The organism is Leptospira andrefontaineae (genome assembly GCF_004770105.1).
In the GTDB taxonomy this organism is placed as follows: Bacteria; Spirochaetota; Leptospiria; order Leptospirales; family Leptospiraceae; genus Leptospira_B; species Leptospira_B andrefontaineae.
This window is the reverse complement of the sequence record NZ_RQEY01000005.1, coordinates 46,103-67,825: the sequence shown is the minus strand read 5'-3', so window position 1 is coordinate 67,825 and position 21,723 is coordinate 46,103. Positions and strand designations below refer to the sequence as shown.

At 41.2% G+C, this 21,723-nt stretch carries 18 protein-coding genes; 5 read left to right on the top strand and 13 right to left on the bottom strand.

Annotated elements, in window-relative coordinates:
- Window positions 1-35 precede the first annotated feature (35 nt).
- The 5 genes from EHO65_RS02125 to EHO65_RS02105 form a co-directional block, all read right to left on the bottom strand.
- On the bottom strand, window positions 36-1,310 hold the full coding sequence (locus EHO65_RS02125; RefSeq protein WP_135772567.1) for a hypothetical protein: 1,275 nt from the start codon (window positions 1,308-1,310) through the stop codon (window positions 36-38).
- Window positions 1,311-1,380: 70 nt separating this feature from the next.
- The gene (locus EHO65_RS02120; protein ID WP_008592154.1) at window positions 1,381-1,698 is read right to left on the bottom strand and encodes a hypothetical protein; all 318 of its coding nucleotides are present in this window, start codon (window positions 1,696-1,698) and stop codon (window positions 1,381-1,383) included.
- 323 nt (window positions 1,699-2,021) lie between these two features.
- The gene (locus tag EHO65_RS02115; RefSeq protein ID WP_244243406.1) at window positions 2,022-4,103 is read right to left on the bottom strand and encodes an NHL repeat-containing protein; all 2,082 of its coding nucleotides are present in this window, start codon (window positions 4,101-4,103) and stop codon (window positions 2,022-2,024) included.
- 50 nt (window positions 4,104-4,153) lie between these two features.
- The gene (locus EHO65_RS02110; RefSeq protein ID WP_135772566.1) at window positions 4,154-5,050 is read right to left on the bottom strand and encodes a hypothetical protein; all 897 of its coding nucleotides are present in this window, start codon (window positions 5,048-5,050) and stop codon (window positions 4,154-4,156) included.
- Window positions 5,051-5,401: 351 nt separating this feature from the next.
- On the bottom strand, window positions 5,402-6,028 hold the full coding sequence (locus EHO65_RS02105) for a hypothetical protein (RefSeq protein WP_244243405.1): 627 nt from the start codon (window positions 6,026-6,028) through the stop codon (window positions 5,402-5,404).
- A gap of 191 nt (window positions 6,029-6,219) precedes the next feature.
- Between EHO65_RS02105 and ispG the strand changes: the two genes are divergently transcribed.
- Both ispG and EHO65_RS02095 read left to right on the top strand, forming a co-directional pair.
- The gene (gene ispG / locus EHO65_RS02100) at window positions 6,220-8,226 is read left to right on the top strand and encodes a (E)-4-hydroxy-3-methylbut-2-enyl-diphosphate synthase (RefSeq protein WP_135772564.1); all 2,007 of its coding nucleotides are present in this window, start codon (window positions 6,220-6,222) and stop codon (window positions 8,224-8,226) included.
- A gap of 182 nt (window positions 8,227-8,408) precedes the next feature.
- A complete protein-coding gene (locus EHO65_RS02095) occupies window positions 8,409-9,476 on the top strand; it encodes an Lcl C-terminal domain-containing protein (RefSeq protein WP_135772563.1) in 1,068 nt (355 codons plus the stop codon).
- Window positions 9,477-9,527: 51 nt separating this feature from the next.
- On the opposite strand, the gene EHO65_RS02090 is transcribed toward EHO65_RS02095, so the two are convergent.
- Window positions 9,528-11,279 carry a C45 family autoproteolytic acyltransferase/hydrolase gene (locus EHO65_RS02090; protein WP_135772562.1) on the bottom strand — a complete coding sequence of 584 codons (1,752 nt, stop codon included), beginning with the start codon at window positions 11,277-11,279 and terminating at the stop codon, window positions 9,528-9,530.
- A 648-nt stretch (window positions 11,280-11,927) separates the two neighbouring features.
- Here EHO65_RS02090 and EHO65_RS02085 point away from each other — a divergent pair.
- The 3 genes from EHO65_RS02085 (at window position 11,928) to EHO65_RS02075 (ending at window position 14,829) form a co-directional block, all read left to right on the top strand.
- Window positions 11,928-13,025 (top strand): AraC family transcriptional regulator, encoded by a 1,098-nt coding sequence (locus EHO65_RS02085; protein ID WP_135772968.1) that lies wholly within the window; start codon window positions 11,928-11,930, stop codon window positions 13,023-13,025.
- Between the two features lie 153 nt (window positions 13,026-13,178).
- Window positions 13,179-14,180 (top strand): NAD-dependent epimerase/dehydratase family protein, encoded by a 1,002-nt coding sequence (locus tag EHO65_RS02080; protein WP_135772561.1) that lies wholly within the window; start codon window positions 13,179-13,181, stop codon window positions 14,178-14,180.
- Window positions 14,181-14,190: 10 nt separating this feature from the next.
- Window positions 14,191-14,829 carry a TetR/AcrR family transcriptional regulator gene (locus EHO65_RS02075; RefSeq protein WP_135772560.1) on the top strand — a complete coding sequence of 213 codons (639 nt, stop codon included), beginning with the start codon at window positions 14,191-14,193 and terminating at the stop codon, window positions 14,827-14,829.
- 321 nt (window positions 14,830-15,150) lie between these two features.
- On the opposite strand, the gene EHO65_RS02070 is transcribed toward EHO65_RS02075, so the two are convergent.
- From EHO65_RS02070 to EHO65_RS02040, 7 genes are all read right to left on the bottom strand, one after another.
- Window positions 15,151-17,091, bottom strand: coding sequence for an esterase/lipase family protein (locus EHO65_RS02070; RefSeq protein WP_425269316.1), 1,941 nt, complete (start codon window positions 17,089-17,091; stop codon window positions 15,151-15,153).
- 49 nt (window positions 17,092-17,140) lie between these two features.
- Window positions 17,141-17,461, bottom strand: coding sequence for a hypothetical protein (locus EHO65_RS02065; RefSeq protein WP_135772559.1), 321 nt, complete (start codon window positions 17,459-17,461; stop codon window positions 17,141-17,143).
- 90 nt (window positions 17,462-17,551) lie between these two features.
- Window positions 17,552-17,743 carry a hypothetical protein gene (locus EHO65_RS02060; RefSeq protein ID WP_135772558.1) on the bottom strand — a complete coding sequence of 64 codons (192 nt, stop codon included), beginning with the start codon at window positions 17,741-17,743 and terminating at the stop codon, window positions 17,552-17,554.
- Window positions 17,730-18,524 carry a pentapeptide repeat-containing protein gene (locus EHO65_RS02055; protein ID WP_135772557.1) on the bottom strand — a complete coding sequence of 265 codons (795 nt, stop codon included), beginning with the start codon at window positions 18,522-18,524 and terminating at the stop codon, window positions 17,730-17,732. The genes EHO65_RS02060 and EHO65_RS02055 overlap by 14 nt, the downstream gene beginning before the upstream one ends.
- Before the next feature lie 194 nt (window positions 18,525-18,718).
- Window positions 18,719-18,919, bottom strand: coding sequence for a 50S ribosomal protein L31 (gene rpmE, locus EHO65_RS02050; protein ID WP_008592280.1), 201 nt, complete (start codon window positions 18,917-18,919; stop codon window positions 18,719-18,721).
- A 24-nt stretch (window positions 18,920-18,943) separates the two neighbouring features.
- A complete protein-coding gene (rho, locus tag EHO65_RS02045; RefSeq protein ID WP_100709345.1) occupies window positions 18,944-20,368 on the bottom strand; it encodes a transcription termination factor Rho in 1,425 nt (474 codons plus the stop codon).
- Between the two features lie 209 nt (window positions 20,369-20,577).
- The gene (locus EHO65_RS02040) at window positions 20,578-21,699 is read right to left on the bottom strand and encodes a helix-turn-helix domain-containing protein (RefSeq protein WP_135772556.1); all 1,122 of its coding nucleotides are present in this window, start codon (window positions 21,697-21,699) and stop codon (window positions 20,578-20,580) included.
- Window positions 21,700-21,723 lie beyond the last annotated feature (24 nt).

The following is a 21,723-nucleotide window of genomic DNA, read 5'->3' as shown; positions in this document are numbered from 1 at the left end:
AATCCCTCTGTGTTCTCCGTGGCCTCTGTGCGACACTAATTCCTACGAATAGAGAGAACCGGGTTCAGGAATAGATCAGTCAGGATTTTCCTTTGGCTTGCATCAGGGATGCGAGAAAGAAGTTGGTCCATCTTTCCTTTGATCTGTGTGAAATCGGGATATTCATCCATGACTCTTAGAATATGAGGCCATGCTTTTTTTACAAGTTCAGCTACAGCAGGACTTGCGGTCCTTGCTTTATTCCAAGAAGCTTCTAATTGATTTCTGATACGGAAAAAATCCCGCCCTAGTTCCAATACTTTTCTGAGCCTGGATTCGGAAAGACCAGTGCGAGTTCCAAGCTGGCCTAGAGTTCCATCCCATTCCACTACTTCTCCCCTGGATTCTTTCAAAAGTGAAGTTTGTAATTGAACAAGTGCGTTTTCCTCTACAGGTAAAGAAGCTACCCAACGTTTGTATTCTTCCAGTTGTCCTGCTTTTTGGAAAACCCGGACCTTTCCTACCTGATCCATATATTTCGAAAATGGAATACTTACAGGTGGTTCGGAGAAGCTAGGAGAATCTCCCCCAAAGTCCCCGTCGAAATGAAGATCCTCTACATCTGAAAGGATATCCTCTCCCATTTGGACTGGAGAATCATCTTCTTCCAATTCTTCTACCTTCATGATCAAAGGTTTACCGGAGAATAGTTCACCATATTTTTTTAATATTTCTTCTAGGATCGGGGTCTCAGGGCCTTTGCGGACGGGAACCGGGATAGGTCTTGCAGCTGCACCGGCTGCCGCAGTCTCTCTTGCAACTTCACCCAGAGCAGCAGCTTCTCTTTTTTTACCGGTAGAGATCTCTACCAGATAGATCATTCCTTCTTCCGATTCAAATCTATGCCCTGCTGGGAAAGTAAATCCGAGTCCTTCTAAGATCTCTTCGGATATCTTAGAATATTTTTTCTTACGAGGAGTTTGTTCTGCAACGGACTCTTGTTCAATAAGTTTGGTTTTTATCTTATTCAAGGCACCCAAGAAGTTTCTATTCATATAAGAAGAAAGTTCTTGGGAACCCATTCCTAGGAATTGAGCAAACTGAGGGAGCTGATCGAAAAAATGATCCGTCTTTTGGACGTTACTGGAAATATAAGAGCGAAGTTTTGCTTTGAGAGCTTCTTGTTCTTTTGCGGGAATTTTTTTAGCAGAGATCAATGTCCCGAAAAGTTGGATATGAGTATGGAAATAACTTAAAAATTCCCCGTACGCGGTTAGAACGTACTCTCCATGGGAATTTTTTTCTATGACCTTTTTGTCTTGGCCTGCCATAATCCGGATTCGCAGTCAAGTTTTTACAACCCTAGACCGGAATTCAAGACAATTAAGTTACGAATCCTTCTTAAACAGTCTTAGGTAAAGTTTCTTCCGTAGGACTTCCGCTGATAATCCTGTATCTCAAGAATGTGTTACAGGTTGCTTCTTCAGAATAGCGGACCAGATCATAATCGGGACGAGGAGAACGGAAAAAAGAAGAATGTGCCAGACGTTCTGTCACTTCTTTGCGGATATGAGCTCTCGCTTCATTCCTTCTCATATAAACCGAAGGAACTACTATATCATTCTTATAAGATAGAATATTATTTCTATAGATGGCAACAGTTAGGCGGATCCGGTAGGATTTATTTTCCGTCAGGTCTTTTGGTTCCAGAAATTCCATGCCGAGGCCCTTTGTTTCGAAAATCTTTCCAGACTTTCTATAACCAAAGTATCGGATTTTGCACCCCCCGATCTCAAATTTGGGAATTAGAATTTTTTTACTTTTGGAAAATTTAGAATAGGTCGATACGTTTCGTTTTTCACGCGAAAGTTTCGCACAAAGGCACGGAGGGTAAGAGGGTCTACGCCGGCATGTAGGAACTCCAACAAGTAGTAGTAACACGATGTTGGAATTCCTACAACACAGTCTCACGCGAAGCCGCTAAGATCACAAAGGTTTAACAAAAAGACCTTCTTCCCTTGGCGCCTTGGCGTGAAACCAAATCAAGGTAACATAATTTTGTGCAAACTCCAAGGAGTTGCAAGGAAAGAAGTATCACCTGTATCGGAAACATAAAACGCTCCAGTGGAGATCTGGTTCGTAGGTATAGATATTTGATTCAACTCAGTAAAGTTGCCGTCTCTTTTAAATATCTTATATCCATTATTAGAAGTTCCTTCCAAGGTATATAAATTCCCTGACTTATCGGTTGTGATCTGTTGGAAAGGTGTCGTCGCTGATTGGACTAAATTATTCCATTCTAAAGTATTGGAATTAAATTTAGAGATAGAAGTGTGGATATCAGTATCCCCAAATCCGATCAGCATATGATAGAAATTTCCAGCGTAGTCCGTCTCTAAATCTATAGTATTCATGATGAAAGATTCTCTATAAGAATTATCTAAATAATTGCCATCCCCTCCCCCATTAATAGAAGAGAAATTTAAATAAGTAAAAGAATCTTCTTCTCCAAGATCTACAAAATCACTGAACACTTTTCCGCCCGTTACGGCGATATTCGCAAAAGGAACAAATGAATTTGCAGGAAGCGCCCGAGTAGTCACCCCGGTAAAATCCGTTTTAACTTTTATTAAAACCCTTGTATCCGAAGAATTCCTGCCTGAAATATATAAGAAGTCACCATCGATTTCCAGATCCGAGCCTTGCACAGATGACCCTTGGAAAGAAGGTAAAACAAAACCGGAAATATGAGAGCCGTTCGGATTCAGTTTAGTGATCTGTTTTGTTGCATGAAGAATGTAAAAATTTTTCTTCTCATCTCTAACGATTCTTAAAGGAGAAATTCCGATTAAATTGGGATCGCAATTGGTAAAGATGGGAGCAGCACAGGAAAGGATAGAAGATCTTTCAGTATCGACTGCAAAAATATTTCCATTACGATTATCTGTTGCAATACTTTGGATGGTAGAAGGTCCAGAAGGATTGATCTTCATAGTCACTGATCCGCCAGACATTCCGCTATGGAATCGTACAAGGTAAGGTCCGTTGTCCGGAAAGGAATTCCGCTGGATAGCTACAAGGATCTGATTCCCGCTCATGGTCATATCAATGATCTGACCCACAGTAATTTGTTTAGAGGCGAGTTGAACGGGAGTGTCGCCCGTAATATCGTATTGGAACAAATCAAAGGAAGAATTATCTGCAACTAACAAACTATTATCAGAAGGATGGATATAGATCGCATACGGTTCTCTGAATGTTCCAGGAAGATCCCAAGTCTTAAGCAAATTTCCCGCAGAAGAATATTTGAAAATACGATCTGTCCCAGTATCAAAATTCGCTTCGCTAATATACAAATTTCCTGAAGTATCCAACGCGAGGTCCTTAGGCACAGAATCAGCAGGTAGATCAATCAAACTTGTTTGGGAACAATCCGAATTTAGTTCGAATATTTTCATTCCTGCCAAAGCAAAAATACGATTAGAAGAATCCACAACTATTGCCTTAGGTGAGATCCCAGTCCAAACCCCGATCATATCACCATTCACATTCAGTAAATATACATTCGATCCGCTTGCAACAAGCACAGAGTTTCCGAAGGAAGAAACAGAAATCGCAGTTCCAGGAAAACCATTCTTAAACCTGGAATAAAGAGAAGTTCCTCCTCCAAGAGAATTTAATTTTGTAGAACAAGAAGAATTAAATCCCACAGTCCCAGTATCAAAAATACTGATCGGAGAAATTTTACCTTCTAGATCCACAACCTGGATCGCATACTGAAATAAACTTTGGGAATTGGAAACCGTATCCGAAAAAATAGGATCAGTCACTGAACCAATCTGTTGAAAAGATGTTTCGAATATTGACTTTCTAAAAACGCGATACTCTTGAGCAGGCACCGGATCCCAACGGATCTCCACCTTATCACTGAATACTGCATCAGACGCACTTACCCATGCTGGAGTTCCTGCCTCTCCTGGAGGAGGATTTTCTCCCGGACCGGAAGATCCCGGAGAAATTACAGCAAGAAGTGCAGAAACTGGATCAAAGCCTCCCTCTTCGGAAGAACATCCTGCGAAAAAAGAAAAATTAAATACCAAAACAAATAAAAATAATCTTTTCATAAATACCGAAGAAACATTAAAATTTTCTAAAATTCGTATTCGCATCAAGATCAAGGAATGGTCACTTTTCCGCGGACAAAATAGTCCTGAAACGGATCATCCACATAAGAATAAGTCGCCATTTCCACACACATATAGTCAAAATTATTTCGATTCAAACTTGTCGTAGCGCTATAAGTCCCGGAAGCAATCGGATCAAATTTTTCAAACAACCCAAGGGGAACTGCTGGAATAGAAAAAGAGATAGGCTGAGCAGCTGATACATCTGTATACAAATAAGTGGAAGTATTTACAGAGACCGTGAATTCGGATTTAAACTCTACGATATCTCCATTCAAGGAAGCCTTTCCGCAGACAGGGTTACAATTTCCGACGGTCGCAGGAAGTGCAGCCGCCCCTGTGCAAAAGTGCCCCTGCCCTAATTGTTTTACTTTGGAAGAAATCCCGAATTCATTCCTTGCTACTATCAAGATCTTTAATTTTCGATCCACAGGCCCGACTAAAGCCGGAGGATTAGCTCCAGGTTGTGCAAGCTGCCCTGCAGTTACAGTCCAATGGGAGAATGAATTTATAACCGTATTCTCCGGAGTAAGAGCCATACTTCTTCCACCAATGAATGCAGAAATAGTCGTATTGTCATGAACCGGTAAAACAAAGTCTATCGACTGAATAGAGAACAACCCGATAAAGCTAAGCTCACTTTCATTTGAAATATCAAAACTTGTAATCGTAGAATCTTGAAGATCCGGTGCATTCTCAGGCTGTCCCGGAGGAGCAGGATTTCCAGGAGGAACTGGAACAGGAGCCGCAACTCCATCTAAAACCGCCTTTGCTGCAGCAGTAAGTTCCGCGATACTTTTTGCATCTTCGGAACAATATAAAACGCAAAAGATCCCGAGCACCGGTAAGATCTTTATAAAACGTTGTTTTCTATTTAAGAACTTCATTAAGATTCCCATCTAATATTTTTCCCAATCAGCTCGTCCCTGGTATATTTTTCCGAGTTATTTAAAAAATTCTCAGAGTCATTCGGAATGAACGACACAAATCGAGGAACAAACGTCTGTTATACGGATTGATCGAATGCTTTGGTATCAAAACTTCGGCCAAATCACAACGTTATGTGTTTATATAGATTCCCCGGCCAGTTATTAGCTCAACAAACCGTGATGATCTTATTTTTAGATTTTTTGATCTTCTCAGAAAAAAAGTGAGCAAAAGCTCAAAATTACCGTAACGTTCGCTACAGCGGACCTTCTATCCAAAACGCGTTCAAAAAACTGAATATAGACCGGAATTCAGGAAGGATTTTCGGAGATAGTATACATTCTTCTTTTTTTAGCCCAAGGAAGCCCCGGAAGTAAAAGAAGAATATAAGAGATAGGAAGAGATTCGAAAATGATCTCGCCATAAAGACTGCTCATTTCAGTGATCCCTAAAAATTTAGAGATCATTATAAAAGAAATAAATAAAGAAGAAGAAAGTATAAATGCAAAACCGATCGCGATCAGATGACGGATCAAAATATTCTTCCAAACAAGTTTGGTATCTGTAAGTTTATGAAATTGAAAACTTACCTGGGCAGTACGAACAGAAAGAAGAAGTAACAGTAATGCCAGAAATATATTATTCCCACCACCCGCAGCGATCCCAAACCAAGTCAGTGTTGTGCCAGCAAGAATGATCAAAGAATAAATACAAAGAAGAATAACGGAAACCCTACTTCTGGAAAATCGGATCACAATCCCGAAAATAAAAATAAGGAGAACATCCATATAGAAGTTCCTAAAAGATCCCAGAAGAAAGAAGAAAAGAATACTCTGTAGAAACCCGATCAAAAACAAAATATAAGAAGAAAAATTTAGCAAAAACTCTGCCTCTTCCGGAGATTCTATTTTGGCAATAAAACGTTTCAGTAGATTCATATTGGGTTCCTGCAATCCTGCTTATTCCGCTTTTCCAGTCAATTTATTCAATTTGCCCGCCCTTTTGGCTGTTATATCTCGAGTTAGGATCTGCTACAAATCCCCAAAAACCTTTCAGATTCGGGCTTATTCGGGAAAAATCCTAAATGACAAGTGATTCGGGCCCTTCTTAATGGAACTAGAGAGCACTCATGAACTTCCGATACAATCATTCTCCATTCTCTTACCAACGTCGTAGAACCAGAGAGGTAAAAGTAGGAGATGTTGGGATCGGTGGAAATAATCCAATCCGTATCCAATCCATGATCACTGCGGATACAAGAGATACGGAAAACTCGGTCAGACAAATTTTAGAATTAGAAGCAGCTGGATGTGAGATCGTCAGATTGACAGTTCCTTCTCAACCGGATGCCGATAATTTGCCAAATATTCGTAAGGAACTTAAAAAGTTAGGAAGTAAGGTTCCTCTTGTTGCTGATATCCATTTTACTCCAAGTGTCGCGATGAAATCCGTAGAATGGGTAGAGAAGGTCCGTATCAATCCCGGCAACTTCGCTGATAAGAAAAAATTCGCAATCAGGGATTATACAGAACTTGAATACAAAGAAGAATTGGAAAGGATCTCTGAAGTATTTAGTCCATTAGTACTTCGTTGTAAAGAGTTGGGAGTCTCTATGAGAATAGGGACCAACCACGGTTCCTTATCGGATCGTATTATGAATAAATACGGAGACACACCGCAAGGAATGGTGGAATCAGCGATAGAGTTTATCCGGATCGCAGAAAGTCTTTCTTATAAAGATATTATAGTAAGTATGAAAGCCTCTAATCCGCAAGTAATGGTTCAGGCTTATAGATTATTATGCAGTCGTTTTATGGAATTGCAGATGAATTATCCATTACATCTAGGAGTGACAGAAGCGGGTGATGGAAAGGATGGAAGGATCAAATCTGCAATCGGTATCGGCTCCTTATTAGAAGACGGGCTCGGAGACACAATCCGAGTTTCTCTTACGGAAGATCCTATCCACGAAGTCCCAGTTGCAAGATTACTCGCAGACAAGTATAATAGACTCAGATTTCCTGAAACACAAAGTACCGGATATTCTGAATTCAGAAATCCTTATTCTTATCAAAGATTTTATAGCAGACCGATCCAAATAGGAAACCTTCCGCTTGGAGAAAATAATGCCGTTCGAATCGAATCAGTTCTTCCTTTCGAATCAGAAAGCGGATTTTCCCAAAGTCTTTCTTCACTAAAAAGTTATGCAAGATCCAGATCCTTGGAATTGGAAATGGTTTCTGTGCCACTTCCTTCCGATGAATTCCTGAGAGAAGAATGTATTTCCGCTAGTAAATCTTCTTCCGTTCCGATGGGAATAATCGTAGAACAAAATGAATTATTACTCGAAGACGTATTAGAAGATCTAATTCCTTTTCCTAAAGTAACAGTAGACCCTTTCCACCATTTCCAAAACAGAGATTCTTTATTAGAATTTTTGAATAGAAGAGAAGGAAAAGGGATCACAGAGCTCAATGTCCAAGCCTACCAAATCGAAAGCCTAAAAGGACTACCGGAAGAGTTCAAGAATGCAGGGATAGAATCAGTAGCATTCTCTATCCAAACCTTCCACATATTGCACGATTATCGAAAACTCGCGCGTATACTCAGCGACTTTGATTATCCGATTTTCCTTAGTGCGGAATATCCTGACATGGAAACCGCATTATACGAATCCTCCATCGGGATCGGCGGAATGTTGACTGACGGGATCGGAGACATGCTCCGTATCAAGGTAATCGATAGCGAACCGGAAGCAGTCTTACAACTTGGGTTTGATATCTTGCAAGCAACTAGATTAAGGCTAACAAAAACGGAATATATTTCCTGCCCTTCTTGTGGAAGGACATTATTCGACCTACAGACGACAACTGCACGTATCAAAGAAAAAACGGGCCATCTCAAAGGGGTCAAGATCGCAGTTATGGGCTGTATCGTAAACGGCCCTGGAGAAATGGCGGACGCGGATTTTGGCTACGTAGGAGCCGGCCCAGGCAAAGTGCATTTATATCGCGGAAAAGAAATCGTGCTCAAAAACGTTCCTTCCGAAGAAGCAGACGAAAGGCTCGTCCAGCTTATCAAGGACTCCGGAATGTGGATGGAAAGAGAATCGGTAGCCAGCGAGAATTCTTTTTAGATCCTTCTTTATTCTAAATTTCGATACAACTTGAGATCTCTCTTTTGGGATATAGGTGTCGGATAACGTAAAAAATACCAACTTAACGGGAAAAATTTATCTATTTTTGCCGTTTCCTGTCCGACTCTCCCTCCTTTAAGATATATTAAACAATCAGAATATCTTAAAATTGGAATTCTCAAATGAAAAAACCGATATCCCTTAGCATTTTATTTCTTATATGCTTCATTCTTTGGAATTGTGAACCGGAACATAAAAAATATAATCTGGAAACTTCTCTACTTCTGGGTTTAACGAGTGCTGCAAGCCCTGCGGCAACATCTTTTCAATTGCCCGATTCAAACCAAACTACTTGTTACGATACAAGCGGAGTAACGCGCTCCTGTACCGGAACAGGAGAAGATGGAGAATTTACAAATACTCCAGCCCCTCTTGCATTTCAAATCCATGATTCGGGCGAAACAATACTAGAAGAAAGCTCAGGACTGATTTGGCAAAGATGTACGTTTGGAATGGTATGGAATGGTACCACCTGTGTCGGATCCAGCATAAGTTTATATTGGCAAGCAGCTAATGCTTATTGCAATTCCTTAGCAACTGCGGGAAGAATCTGGAGACTACCGAGCGCCAGAGAATCTTCCTTACTCGCGGACCATTCACAAAGTACTGCCTACCTGCCTAACACTTACTTCCCAAACGGTCAAGGAGCAGGTGGTTGGACCTCCACAGCTGCAGTAGCATTTTTCGGAAGATACTTAGTATCATCCGCTGGAAATGCAACACCTATGGATGAAACAACAAACTTCCCTGTCCGTTGTGTATCCGGCTCAAGGGCTCCTAATGCGGGTTTTGTGGACCTGGGAGATGGGACGGTACAAGAAACAAATACAGGACTTCTGATCAAAAAATGTGCGTATGGACAAGCAGAAGACTCAACTTGTTCGGGAAGCGCAAACCCGCTGAATTGGCAGCAAGCTTTAGATTATTGTAATAATCTAAACTTTGCTTCCAGAACAGACTGGAGACTACCATCAATAAAAGAGTCCTATTTCATATCGGAACCTTCGATAGGAAATTCGAACCTTCCGCTATCAATTTTCCCGAATAGCAGCCAAGCGGCCATTTCTTGGACTGGGACCACGTTCAATAGTACATTAACAACAGCCCATGCACAAATGATCTATCAAATGTATATATACTCGAAGACAGAATCCGCAAACGTGCGCGCTCGTTGCGTGGCTGGTCCTTAAATAGAAACGGACTTCTCCTCCTTTTTTCCAAGAAGAAGAAGTCCGCCTTTTTTAAAGCTCGTTCGCTTCTACGATAATAAAATTCGGAGAAACCTGTCTCAACTTCCTCGCAGAATATTTACCCTTGTCTTGAAACGCTTTCTGTTTCCAAACCTGAGTAGAAAATTCTGTTTTAGAATTTTTGATCTTATCGTAGAAATGATCCGCTATCTTTTGTTTACCCAAAACTGACTGAGTTCTTGCCAGCCACAATGCACTTTGCTGTTTTCTGAAAGAAGAAGTCTCTAAACTTTCCGCTTGTTCCAATAAGAATGAAGCCTTATTCAGATTCCCTTTTTCCAGATATAAAATTGCTTCTAAGAAGAGGATAGACGGGTCCTTACCCTTGAATTCTTCGTTTGCCTTCTGTAATTCCAGAAGGATATCATCAATTCCTCCCATTCCTGGATCATCATTAATAAGCATTGCTTTTTTATAATGTCGAATCGCCGATCCAACCTTAGGATTTTTAGAAGAGGCAATCTTCTTTCCTTTACCTTTTTTAATATCAGAAAGATCCAGAAGTTTATAACCAGGTTCTCCCCAGGCCATAGGGATTTCCATATAAGGCCCGCTACTAGTAGGAGCGGTGCCAACGGAGACAAAAATTTTACGAGCCTCTGCACTCATCACGACAGATTTAACGGAAGTGATCTGACGTATCGTAGAGCCCATTGTGCGAACTTCTCCGCTGGAACAATCGATCGTATCATCCAAAAGATTCTGAAGATCTACAACACTTGTCCCCTTCTTCTTCTTTTGGGAAGAAAGAAGCTGCTCTGCTCGGTCGAAACGGCTGATACAATGATGATAGAAAACAGGGGCTGCCATGATCTCCCCTTCCTGCAATTTTTCACTTTGGTAATGATTTGTATTAACAATATGATCTTTTCCTAAATTAGGATAGACCACATCCACATTACCGTAGTTGGTCTCTATAATCGCTGCCTTCGGTCCCTTCTCCTTATGATTTGTAACGATCAAACCCCAGGTAGAATTAATCTTATGTTTTTTAGCGATACTCACCGCTTCTTCAATCGATCTTGCTTCTGAAATAATCTTATGACCGAAATCGATTACACCTAAACCATTAAATCCTATTTTTTTATGAAAGCGAGTATGGAAAGCAATTGTGAGGCCTGCCTCATTGAACGCAGTGATCCCAGGAACATCGGCGCCTCTACATGCAATATAACCGTAACGTAAACCTTTTTCAGGAGTACAGAAAACAACGATCGGACGTTTATCCCAAACTTCTACACCGGGAAAATCAAAATTGCGTGCATGATATAATTTACCGTCTTGACTTTGGTCTCCCCAAACAGCAACACTTGTGCAAGCAGGGATCATCTGTGGACTTCTACCTGGACTCATATGTGCGAGCTCCGGAAGAAGTTGGATCATTCCCAAAAACCCAACAGAGTTCTGAAAAGAATCCATAGTAAAAAGTTCCTTTTCCAGTTTCGCAGAACGACCTGCGGAAGTTAGAGCTGCAATCGTCCTCGCCGAAAATTCTTCCGGCCGATGTTTCATCATCCTCTTGGACATCCAATTCACCAGAAGAGAAGTCACACCCTTCGCCAAAAAATTCCGATTGCTACGAGGTAAACTCCCCAACAGAAGATTACGGGCCATCACAGGATAAAAATCGAAGATCGGCTCAAACTGCCCGATCTCATTCATGATCTCGCCAAATTGTCTTCCCATCTCTTCTTGGGAACCCTTGAGTTGTATTACTGCTAGAGGATATGTTTCCGAATTCATGGACCAATCTTACCAGATATTCGTTCAGGTATCGACCGCCTCCATAGGTTCGGATAGCCGAACTTATCGGATCGGACATTTGTAGAAGGAATTTTACCGATGTTGGAACTCCTACAGGCGATTTGCTCCCCACCCTCTTTGGGTGGGGGCCGGTTCGGTGGTACCCGGTAACGACACTTTCTGACCTAGCGGTCACCGACTTCCTTCGGAGTCGTTTCCTCGCTCCTATTGTCACTGCGGAAGGGGCCGGTTCGGTGGTATCCATTTCGGCTCTTGTTAAATTGCCTTATCAGAAAATTTCCTTTTTTACAAGAACCTTTTTGACCTAAAAATTTGTAGGAGTTCCTACAAACCGTTCCGAAAAGGATTTTGGGCGGCTTCCTCACTATCGTTCGGAACCGAGCTACTTCGGGTTCGCGCATTCGCGCTCATCCGGGCTTCACCCGGACTAACGCCCTTCGTATCCCTTCCGCAACTCCCCATAGGGAGAGAGGAAACGACCAAGCCTGCTTGAGTCGGTGATTGAAGTATAGCAAAGTCAAATCTACAACGGACATATTGCAATAGAACAGACAAGACCCCGCAGAGACCCAAATCTGTTTGGCAGAAAACGGGATACGAAATCAAATAGCTTTCAGCCCAACACCTATGGAATACCTACATATATTTTTTCTGAAATTCCTACAGTTCGGCGCCGGAGCTGCTTTTATATACGCCTATCTGGAAATCATTCGCCCAGGCTCCGGAAATCGGATTTTGGTTCTTATTATGACCCTAACCGGAACCATCCTGCTCAGGTATTCCTGGTATCTGCAGGATGATTTATTAGAATTTCCTTATCTATTTATATTTTTACATACCAGCGTGATATCAGTCGGGCCATTGATTTACACCTACATCCGTTCCTTCTTAGAAACAGAAGAAGAAAGCCCGAGAGAAAAACTCATTCGCTACGGACTCCATTTTTCACCAGTGTTATTATTCACCGTTTTCGAATGTGTCTTCTTCTCCCAAGACAGCTCAGAACTAAAGGCCCAAGTAATACAAGGAGCCAAAGAATTCAGATTGGATTGGGCTCATTTAGGAAGTTTTGTCGCAAGCATCCAGGTTTCCGTATATTCCCTGTTCTGCCTGTATCTCTATCACAAAGTCAGCAGAAGATACGAAATGTATGAATTAAAATTAGTATGGTTAGTGTTACTTCTACCGGTATTTGCTAACGGACTTATAGGAACCGCTTACTTCCTAAAGAACAAATATTTATTCGATCTAGGAGCTTCTCTAATCTGCATTATGGTGCTTCTGCTATTCTTAGTTCGAGAAAGGCATCCAAGTTTTTTCAGCGAGATCACCCAAGTCATCCAAAATGAGAAATACCAAAACACTCCACTTCTCTCCAAAGAAGTCGAAGCAGCGAATTTCAAACTTAAAGAATTGTTGGAGGTCAAGTTTTTATACAGAGATAGTGAATTAAGATTGGTAGATTTGGCCGCAGAACTTGGATTGAATCTGCACCAAACTTCCAGATACTTAAACGAAGTTCATAAAATGAATTTTTACGAACTCATTAATCGCTATAGAGTGGAAGAAGCATGCAAACGTTTAAAGGAAGAACCAGACAGTTCGGTATTAGATATCGCATTCGCTGTTGGTTTTAATTCGAAGTCTACTTTTCATTCCCAGTTCGTGAAGTTTATGGGGATGTCGCCTGCATTGTACAGGAAGCAAAAGGGAAATTCTAAATAGCAAACCTTCCTCACCACCCCACGCAATCATGCTAAAATGGCACCATTTAACCCTTCTCAAAACTTTCCCTAAGCCTGCTTTTTACAAAAAATAATTGACTAATAGTATATTATTTATAGTCCAATGGTATATTAATTAGTGAGGTAGGAACTCATGCAAAAAGTATTGGTAACTGGTGCGAGCGGGCACTTGGGTTTTTCTTTAGTAAAACTTCTTCAAGAAAGAGGTTATGAGGTAACGGCTGCAGTCCGGGATGCAAATGATGATAAGAAAACTTCTAACCTAAAAAAGTTAGGAGTTAAATTGGTTTCTGCGGATTTAGGCGACAGAGAATCCCTTCGTAAAGCTCTTCAAGGTCAGGATGGGCTCTTCCAAGTGGCGGCAGCATTCAATCTGACTGCGAAAGATCCTCAGAAGGAAGTGGTGGAACCGAATATCAACGGAACCAGGAACATTTTGGAAGAAGCGTATAAGGCAGGGATCAAAAAAGTAGTATATACTTCGAGCATTGCCGCTGTAGGAACAATTGCAGAAGGGGAATCTCCTTTGAATGAATCCACTTGGAACGATTCCGCGAAAGAACCTTATGCAATTTCCAAAACTCAGTCTGAAAAATTGGCTTGGGAGATTTCGAAAAAATTAGGTTTGAATCTGGTAACTGTTCTTCCCGGAACCATTTTAGGTCCTCAGTTCACTCAACCTACTTCTTCCCTAAAATTGATCCAAGATATTCTAAAAGGCCAACTTCCATTCGCACCCAAGATGACTTTTTCTTATGTGGATGTGAGAGATGTTGCGATGGCGCATATCCTGGCTTACGAAAACCCGAAAGCTCAAGGAAGATATATCGCAACCGGAGAAACTCTTTCAGTTTCCCAAGTGTGTAAGTTAGTGAAAGAGATACATCCTAAGGCAAAAACAACCGGCAAGGAACTTCCTTCCTTTATAGTTAGGGTCATGCCGTATTTGGATGCTTTCAAACATGCAGTCACAGGTCTGGATAGACAGATCAACTCTGAGATAGTGCAAGATTATCTACAAAGAAAACAAGAGTACAACTCGGATCGATTGGCGAAAGAATTCCAATGGAAACCTATGTCTGTGAAAAAATCTCTTCAAGAGACGGTTGACTGGATGTTGTCCGCTGCCGTATAGTTTCCTAAGAGTGGATAAAAAAAGAGCCAGAAGACCGGAAGAAAAGGAAATCCGCAAGCAGTCAATCGTGGCTGCTTTGCGGGAGCTTCTGGTAAAACAAAAACACCCTCTGCCAAGCACTCAAGAGATTGCGGAAGCAGCAGGTGTTACCAAGGGAGTGATCTACTTCTATTTCAAAACCAGGGAAGAAATTTTTCTCACACTTCATTTGCAAGAAACTGAATCTTTTTTTAAGGAAATGGCCGAACTACTGCAAGGTCCTGAATATTCTTTAGCCAAACTAAAAGAAAAGATCATTCGTCAATTTTCCCAAAATGAAATTTTCATGTTCGTAGGATTAATCATTCCGGGAATTCTAGAAAGTAATGTGGACCAGGACTTTTTATACGAATTCAAAAAGAATACTTCGGATGGAATGGACGAACTGGCAAGGATCTGGCTCTCCAGAGAGACCGGACTTACGATCGCAAATGCCAGAAAATTTATATTACGTTTTTATTTTTTAGGACTAATGCTTTGGCAGCATCATAATCCTCCCAAAGAAGTAAAAGAAGCATTCTTGAATAAAAATCTTTGGCTTTTAGAAGGGGAATTGGACCAAACACTTTCAGAATCCTTTGATTGGCTTTGGAAAGGGATGAATTCTTAAAAGAAAAGACCGACAACGTGCTGACCAAGGAATTTACATCACGCCGTCGATCCGAGTAGATTTGCTTTCTATTTTGCGCAAGCTCCGCTTGGAACTTCACTCTTCTGACAACACTAACGTTCGGCGTTGGCAATACAGACATAAAAATTTTAAATATAGAAAAATGTTCTTATCCCAAATTATATACAAAAGGCCCCTCATATTCCATATTGGATATCCTTTTTCAGAATAGAGAAATAATGATATTATGAAAAATTAATATACTATTTAGAAATAAAATATTGATTTAACGGAGAAATGAGAGGTGCCCTCATGTAATAATTACTTTTTAGAAATCCCGGAATGTTCCCAGAGAATCCTTTTTATTTCAAGGATTGTGGGCATATGATCTTGGACAGAATGATCCGAATCTATCAGAAGTTCAGATTCTGCCCCATCTATATGAGAACTATCATATGAGACCACTGAATCATTGATCCATTCCAGATCTCTAAACTTAGAATTTCCTATTATCGAATGAAATGGAACTTCGGGTTTCAATTCTCCCGTAACCTTCATGAATAGACTATTGGGAGAAAGCCCGTCCACTCCATACGTTTCCGGAAGAATGGATTCCTCTTCTGAGTCGGATATTAAAAACTTATAGGCCTTTCCTATATTATGAAGAGCGCCCTTAGGAAGTACAAATAAGATCCTTGCGATAGATGCCAAAAATCCTTCTGCAAGATTGGAACCTCTATGTGGTGTCGCTATAAACACTACCCTTTTCACGAACGGCAAAGGTTTAAAATCGAATACTCGTTTAACTTCTTCTTTGGAGTCGGAGTTAAGAAGATCGAATTTTTCGGGGGAAACATTTGCAACTTTCATCCAATCTTCTTTTTTACTTTTGGTTACCATCAGTTTTGAAAGAAGCCCACCCATACTATGACCTACGAGCATCATCTTATCGAAGGAAGAATCTTCTCCTTTTGGATCATAGGTTTTTCGAAGATCTCGGAGTGTATCCCTAAAGTCTGCTGCGGAAATAGTGATCGGATTTCCTGTTGGATACCAGTATACCCAAAACTGATAATTATCTTTAATCTTAGGATCAGCCAAGAGTTCGTTAATCATCGGAAACCAAATAAAAGGAGAAGAAGCAAGACCATGCACGAATACTACCGGGATCTTTCCTTTTTTGTATGGATAAATTAGGTATAACCCTTTTCTTTCTAGCCCGACCTCTCCGTCGAACTTAGCAAAAAATCCGTCTCTCTTTTCCGCCCCCGATAACATATAAGCTAGCGGAGTGGTTGTATCACTTTCCATAGGCAGATCCAATCCGGAAAACTGTATTCGGTCCCTATGAACTGGATCGTATAAATGGATAACTGCCTTTAAAGTTAGATTACGATTTTCTAAATAAGATTCTTCCAATGTTACGAGTGCCGTTCCGGGATATGCCTGACCTACTCCGGCTACAAATTCATATTTTCTTCTTTCTATCGGTTCTTTTTCAGGATGTTTTCTGATCAAAATCAGCGGAGTCCCTATCCCGAACTTACTGATTTGATTCGAGAATCCTGCATTTTTATAATCGTAGGCGACTTCTACTTCTAAAAAGTTTTTCGGGGTCCAGGCTGTTTCTACCTCTGCCCTGGTCATGGAGAGCGCGCCTCTTATGAGAGGAAGATTTAGATCCGTTAGATTGGCGAGTTTTCTATTCCTTTTGGCAAATCGAACTAATTGTGCGAGTGATCTATTGTAAGTTTCGAGTGCAAATCTAAACTCCATAGAGAACGGATCCGCAGCCGGCGTTGCTTTTTTATCAAATAAATACGTATACGAGTATACTAAGGAAGAAGCAAACATCCTTGCGAACATTGGATCTTCAAGATCCAGCTCAGATCCTACTTGATAGCATAACTCTGCTAAATAGTAGGCAAGTTCTCTTGTTTTTAATGCTACTAACCTATTGTCCAGATCATAGATGACTACTCTGGGTGCTTCTTGGTATCTTTTGTATAGATCGTTACTTTTTAGAAATCTGGTGGTGATCAGACTTAAATTTTCAGAAGATATCGCGTTTTCACGAACTGTTCGAATTTGTTCGTATTTTGAATAGGAAATTGTGGAATAAGTGGCTGCACTGCATTCGAACAAGAATACGGTCGATAAAATCGTATAAATTATCTTTCGGTTGCAGAAGGGAAAATTCACAGAAGATCTTTGTGTATTGAAGAATCTTCTCAACTTAGCCGCTTCGCGTGAAAATTGCATCTCTATTTTTTTCTCACGCGAAGACGCCCAAGATCACAAAATAGATCCGTTAAGGATTTAAACAATACTCCTTAAACTGGGAAGGATCCTGAGTTTGCAATAAAGAGCAGAATATCGCCCGGTTGGGATTTGACAAAGAAGAAATCTTTGTTTTTACTTCCAGACTTTGCACGGTTAGATTTCCGTTATGACCGTTATTTGATAAGATCGCGATCAATACTAGTAGATCGTGAAATTCTTTTCTTTCCTCTTCGTCATCGTCTTCTACGAACCAAGTCAGGATCGGAACATCGTCCATCCAAGAACAGGATATCCCTGGCATAATTGTAACCACAGCCAATAACAAAATAATGAGTGTTCTATATATCATCTCTCTAATTTCTCCGCGAAGAAGTTAAAACCTTCCTGGAGAATTTGTAAAGCAGATTTAGAACTCGGTTAGTGCGAGGCCTAGAGTTAATTAATCGATAGGAGCAAGATCTGCAAGGGTGAGATCTTCGATTGTATGCGGGTATCCTTCTCTATCATTATACAAAACGGAAACCTTATCCCCATTTATCTCTTGGATCTCCACTTGAGCGCCGGTGAGTACGATCACTCCCTTTAAAAGAAAACTTCTTTTGGTCAGTTTGGCTTTATCACCCGGCTTCATGTTTCTCCATATAGATATCTTTTCCTTCCTTCTTCATGGAAGAGAAAATATGTATTTGTCTTTGATCAACTCTAGTGCCTATATCGTAGACTGCGTCGGTAAAGTCCGCACCTTCTATCTTGGCTCCCGCGAGTTTTGCCCAACGTAAGTCCGCACCTTTTAGGTTGGCTCCAGTTAAGTCTGCTCCGTTTAAGAAGGCACCGCGCAAGCGTGCGCCTTCGAAATTGGCTCCTGCAAAATTACAGTTGGTTAAGAATGCGTTGTTTAGATTTGCTCCGGAGAAATCCACTCCATGTAGATCTTCTTTTTCTAATATGATAGAAGATAAGTCCTGACCTTTTAGGCTTCCGGTTTCCGCAAGAATCTCTTTTGCTTTTGCAGCTGTGATCCTTCTTTCTTTTGGAACCCCTGCTCCGGTTTCGTAATCATGGATTGCTTGTTGTAGCGCTGCTACTGCTGATTCAGGATAATTTTTTCTGCGTTCAGGGAACTCGAATTGTTTTTCAACGTCGTCAGTGGTGACGTTTTTGAGCTCATCAATGGTCTTTCCCTTAGCGATCTCTGTGGCCATTGCAAGTGCAACGATCCCGAATCCACAACCAGTGGTAGTAAAACTTGCGTCTGTGACTTTTCTATTCTCGTCTATCTTAAGATAAATACGATATCCGTCTCCACAACCTACGTTTCTATAGTTGGAAACAACGGTTGCGTCTTCCATTTCTCTATAGTTTAGTCTTTGGTCATTGATCTCTTTATATCGATTAAAATCCATTACTGACATGATGATTGCCTTTCTTAGATTAGACTTTGTTGATGAAGGAGGAAAGCACTTTTAACTGGGGAGATTTCTTTTTTGGATGCGTTAGGGATCCGGAGAGTGCGGAGCAGTCGCGAAGCGACCGGAGCGCAGGCGCAGCTCGGAGGAGCCCGACCTTTGCGAAAGCAAAGGGGACGCCCCCAAACCTAAAACCTCGATTAGGAGATTTTGTATTTTTTCTTGAACTTGTCTACTCGACCAGTTGTATCCAGAATTTTGGATTTTCCGGTGAAGTATGGGTGGCAGTTGGAGCAAATTTCTACGTGGATGTCTCCGACCGTAGTGCGAGTCTCGTAAACCGCCCCGCAAGCGCAGCGAATTTTGGCGTCAGCGTATTTAGGATGGATGTCTGTTTTCATGTTGTCCCCTTTTCCAAAATCTTATTAGGCGTTCATACTGCCCAAGAAGCTCTCGTTAGTCTTAGACTGTCTCATCTTCTCGAGTAATAATTCCATGCTTTCTGTGATGCTCATGGGAGAAAGCACTTTTCGGAGCACAAAGACCTTCTGGAGGGTTTCCTTAGGTAGTAGGAGCTCCTCTTTTCTGGTTCCGGACTTATTGATATCGATCGCTGGGAAAATCCTCTTATCGGAAAGTTTTCTGTCCAAATGGATCTCCATATTACCGGTACCTTTGAACTCTTCGAAGATCACCTCGTCCATTTTGGATCCGGTATCCACAAGTGCGGTCGCGATGATAGTAAGTGATCCGCCCTCTTCGATATTTCGAGCGGCACCGAAAAATCTTTTCGGTTTGTGAAGTGCGTTTGAATCCACACCACCGGAGAGTATTTTTCCGGAAGTCGGGATGACCTGGTTATAAGCGCGGGCAAGACGGGTGATTGAGTCGAGCAGAATGACCACATCTCTTCCGTGTTCTACCAGTCTTTTTGCCTTTTCGATGACCATCTCGGCAACTTGTACGTGGCGGGTAGCAGGTTCGTCGAAAGTAGAAGATACTACTTCTCCCCTTACGTTACGGGCCATGTCTGTTACTTCTTCCGGACGCTCATCGATGAGCAGTACGATTAAAGTAACTTCCGGGTGATTGCTGGTAATCGCGTTTGCCACATTCTGCATCAGGATTGTTTTACCTGTTCTAGGCGGCGCAACGATAAGTGCTCTTTGTCCTTTTCCGATCGGACACATTAGATCTACGATCCTTGTATCTAACTGAGAAGGATCATGTTCCATTCTTAATCTTTCGTTCGGATAAAGTGGGGTTAAGTTGTCGAATAACGCACGTTTGCTTGCTACATCTGGTGTGTATCCGTTTACGGTTTCCACACGAAGCATTGCGAAGAATCTTTCGGATTCCTTTGGCGGACGGATCTGTCCTTCGACCGTATCTCCAGTTCTTAGTCCAAATAATTTGATCTGGGAAGGAGATACATAAATATCGTCCGGACCTGGAACATAGTTATAATCCGGAGATCGGAGGAAACCGTATCCATCAGGCAATCTTTCCATTACGCCTGCAGCATGGACCTGACCTTCTCTTTCAGCTTGGGCTTGTAGGATGGCGAATATTAAGTTTTGCTTTTTTAGTCCGCCTGTATTCTCTACGCCAAGATTTTTAGCGACTTCGATCAGTTCTGCGATGGATGTCTTTTTAAGTGCTACTAGATCTATAGGAGCAGGTGTAGGTCCCTCGTAGGAACCACGACGTCTTTTTCTGGAACGAATCTCTGCCGTTTCCGGATCATCTTCCGGTAAATTCGGTTCTTCTTCGTTATTATCGTTTTGTGCGTCGTTATTGTTGTTTTGATAGTTGTTTCGGGGCTTGGAGTCTCGTCTTGGGTTAGCCATGGAATACCGTGTATTGGATTTGGAAGGAGGACCTTCCTGTATTCATTTTTTATTCGATTAAGAGCGGGTTTTGAAGGATCCGGGTAGTCGGTTCTTTATTAAGCGACCGGGGAATCCCTTATTTTTTCAAACGAGCGTATGCTCGGAAGAGAGGAAAGGGTCGGCTCTTAATGTGGACTATTTCCAGATTACAAACTCTGTCAAGGCTTTTATTTTTGCTTTGTCCTTTTTTTAGACGTGGATTTTTTCTTAGAACTTACCTGCTTTTTTTTAGAACTTGGTTTTGGTTTGGTTTCCGCAATCGCAGGTTTGTTTGTTTGAGGAACAGTCTTTTTAATAGGACTTTGTTTGCCTGTTTTCTTTCTAGGGATCGGCTGGTCCTTATTCAATTTGAACTTACTGGTTAAATCCAAAAACTTAATTCTATTTTGTAGAGTCGTTCTTGGCACTCCTAAGTCCAAGGCGGCATGGGAAACATTCTCTTGGTTTCTTTTGAGTGTGTGATAAATATAACTTCCTTCCACTTCTTTTAACATCGTTTCGAGTGGAAGTTTTTGGTTGAAAGCTTCTGTTACTGAAGGGAACGCAAATCCTTCTCCATCTTGGCTATTTAGTTTTGCGGAAGCTGGGGAGAAGTGATACAGATAACCTAGAGGCTTTCCTTTTTGTTTCAGGATAGATACTCTTACGATACAATCCAGATCCGGAATAAATGTCTGAACAGAAAGTCTTCCTTCTTCTAATCTTAATTCATGCGTTTTAAGATAATTTCCAAGTAGGTCCTTGGACATTTCTTTCAGTAGTTTTTCTGCCTGAAGAATGCTGTCTCTAAACCATTTTTTGATAAGTATTTCCTTCTCGAATGTCTCGTTATAAAATACCGTATGTCCATCCAAGTCAGTGGCAAGCAATCCATCCGGAAAGTTCTGGAGAAGTACTTCCATAAACCATTGGCTTTGTTTTGCCTTTTCTTCTTCCGTCTTTTGTGGAGAAACTTTCGGTTTTTCTGTCTCCTTAGCCATCCAGGAGGATCTACTAAGCTCTGCGAGAAACCTAGGTTTGTCCCAGTCTTCTAATTTTTCTCCTAAGGGACCGAGAACGGGAATAGCTCTTTGTTTTTGGAAAAATGCTAGAACGGTTTCTGGAATTTCTCGGATTAAAAATTCTTCCGGGATCCTTTCAAATTCTCTTTCGGAGGCACTTAAGTCTGCGAGTTCCATTAGAACTCTTTCTTTGGGGAGTAATCCGAGTAAGCCTGTTCCTTCTTCCCATACTGGTAAATGACTGGCAGGACTATAGAGAAAAAATTTATATAAAACTTCGATTCTCATTGGGAGAAGGAGGATAATTTCCTC

What these genes read in the sequence shown, in the direction of transcription:
- EHO65_RS02125 (WP_135772567.1), bottom strand. Translation starts at nt 1,310, where the DNA reads ATGGCAGGCCAAGACAAAAAGGTCATAGAAAAAAATTCCCATGGAGAG.
- EHO65_RS02120 (WP_008592154.1), bottom strand. Translation starts at nt 1,698, where the DNA reads ATGGAATTTCTGGAACCAAAAGACCTGACGGAAAATAAATCCTACCGG.
- EHO65_RS02115 (WP_244243406.1), bottom strand. Translation starts at nt 4,103, where the DNA reads ATGAAAAGATTATTTTTATTTGTTTTGGTATTTAATTTTTCTTTTTTC.
- EHO65_RS02110 (WP_135772566.1), bottom strand. Translation starts at nt 5,050, where the DNA reads ATGAAGTTCTTAAATAGAAAACAACGTTTTATAAAGATCTTACCGGTG.
- EHO65_RS02105 (WP_244243405.1), bottom strand. Translation starts at nt 6,028, where the DNA reads ATGAATCTACTGAAACGTTTTATTGCCAAAATAGAATCTCCGGAAGAG.
- ispG (WP_135772564.1), top strand. Translation starts at nt 6,220, where the DNA reads ATGAACTTCCGATACAATCATTCTCCATTCTCTTACCAACGTCGTAGA.
- EHO65_RS02095 (WP_135772563.1), top strand. Translation starts at nt 8,409, where the DNA reads ATGAAAAAACCGATATCCCTTAGCATTTTATTTCTTATATGCTTCATT.
- EHO65_RS02090 (WP_135772562.1), bottom strand. Translation starts at nt 11,279, where the DNA reads ATGAATTCGGAAACATATCCTCTAGCAGTAATACAACTCAAGGGTTCC.
- EHO65_RS02085 (WP_135772968.1), top strand. Translation starts at nt 11,928, where the DNA reads ATGGAATACCTACATATATTTTTTCTGAAATTCCTACAGTTCGGCGCC.
- EHO65_RS02080 (WP_135772561.1), top strand. Translation starts at nt 13,179, where the DNA reads ATGCAAAAAGTATTGGTAACTGGTGCGAGCGGGCACTTGGGTTTTTCT.
- EHO65_RS02070 (WP_425269316.1), bottom strand. Translation starts at nt 17,091, where the DNA reads ATGCAATTTTCACGCGAAGCGGCTAAGTTGAGAAGATTCTTCAATACA.
- EHO65_RS02065 (WP_135772559.1), bottom strand. Translation starts at nt 17,461, where the DNA reads ATGATATATAGAACACTCATTATTTTGTTATTGGCTGTGGTTACAATT.
- EHO65_RS02060 (WP_135772558.1), bottom strand. Translation starts at nt 17,743, where the DNA reads ATGAAGCCGGGTGATAAAGCCAAACTGACCAAAAGAAGTTTTCTTTTA.
- EHO65_RS02055 (WP_135772557.1), bottom strand. Translation starts at nt 18,524, where the DNA reads ATGTCAGTAATGGATTTTAATCGATATAAAGAGATCAATGACCAAAGA.
- rpmE (WP_008592280.1), bottom strand. Translation starts at nt 18,919, where the DNA reads ATGAAAACAGACATCCATCCTAAATACGCTGACGCCAAAATTCGCTGC.
- rho (WP_100709345.1), bottom strand. Translation starts at nt 20,368, where the DNA reads ATGGCTAACCCAAGACGAGACTCCAAGCCCCGAAACAACTATCAAAAC.
- EHO65_RS02040 (WP_135772556.1), bottom strand. Translation starts at nt 21,699, where the DNA reads ATGAGAATCGAAGTTTTATATAAATTTTTTCTCTATAGTCCTGCCAGT.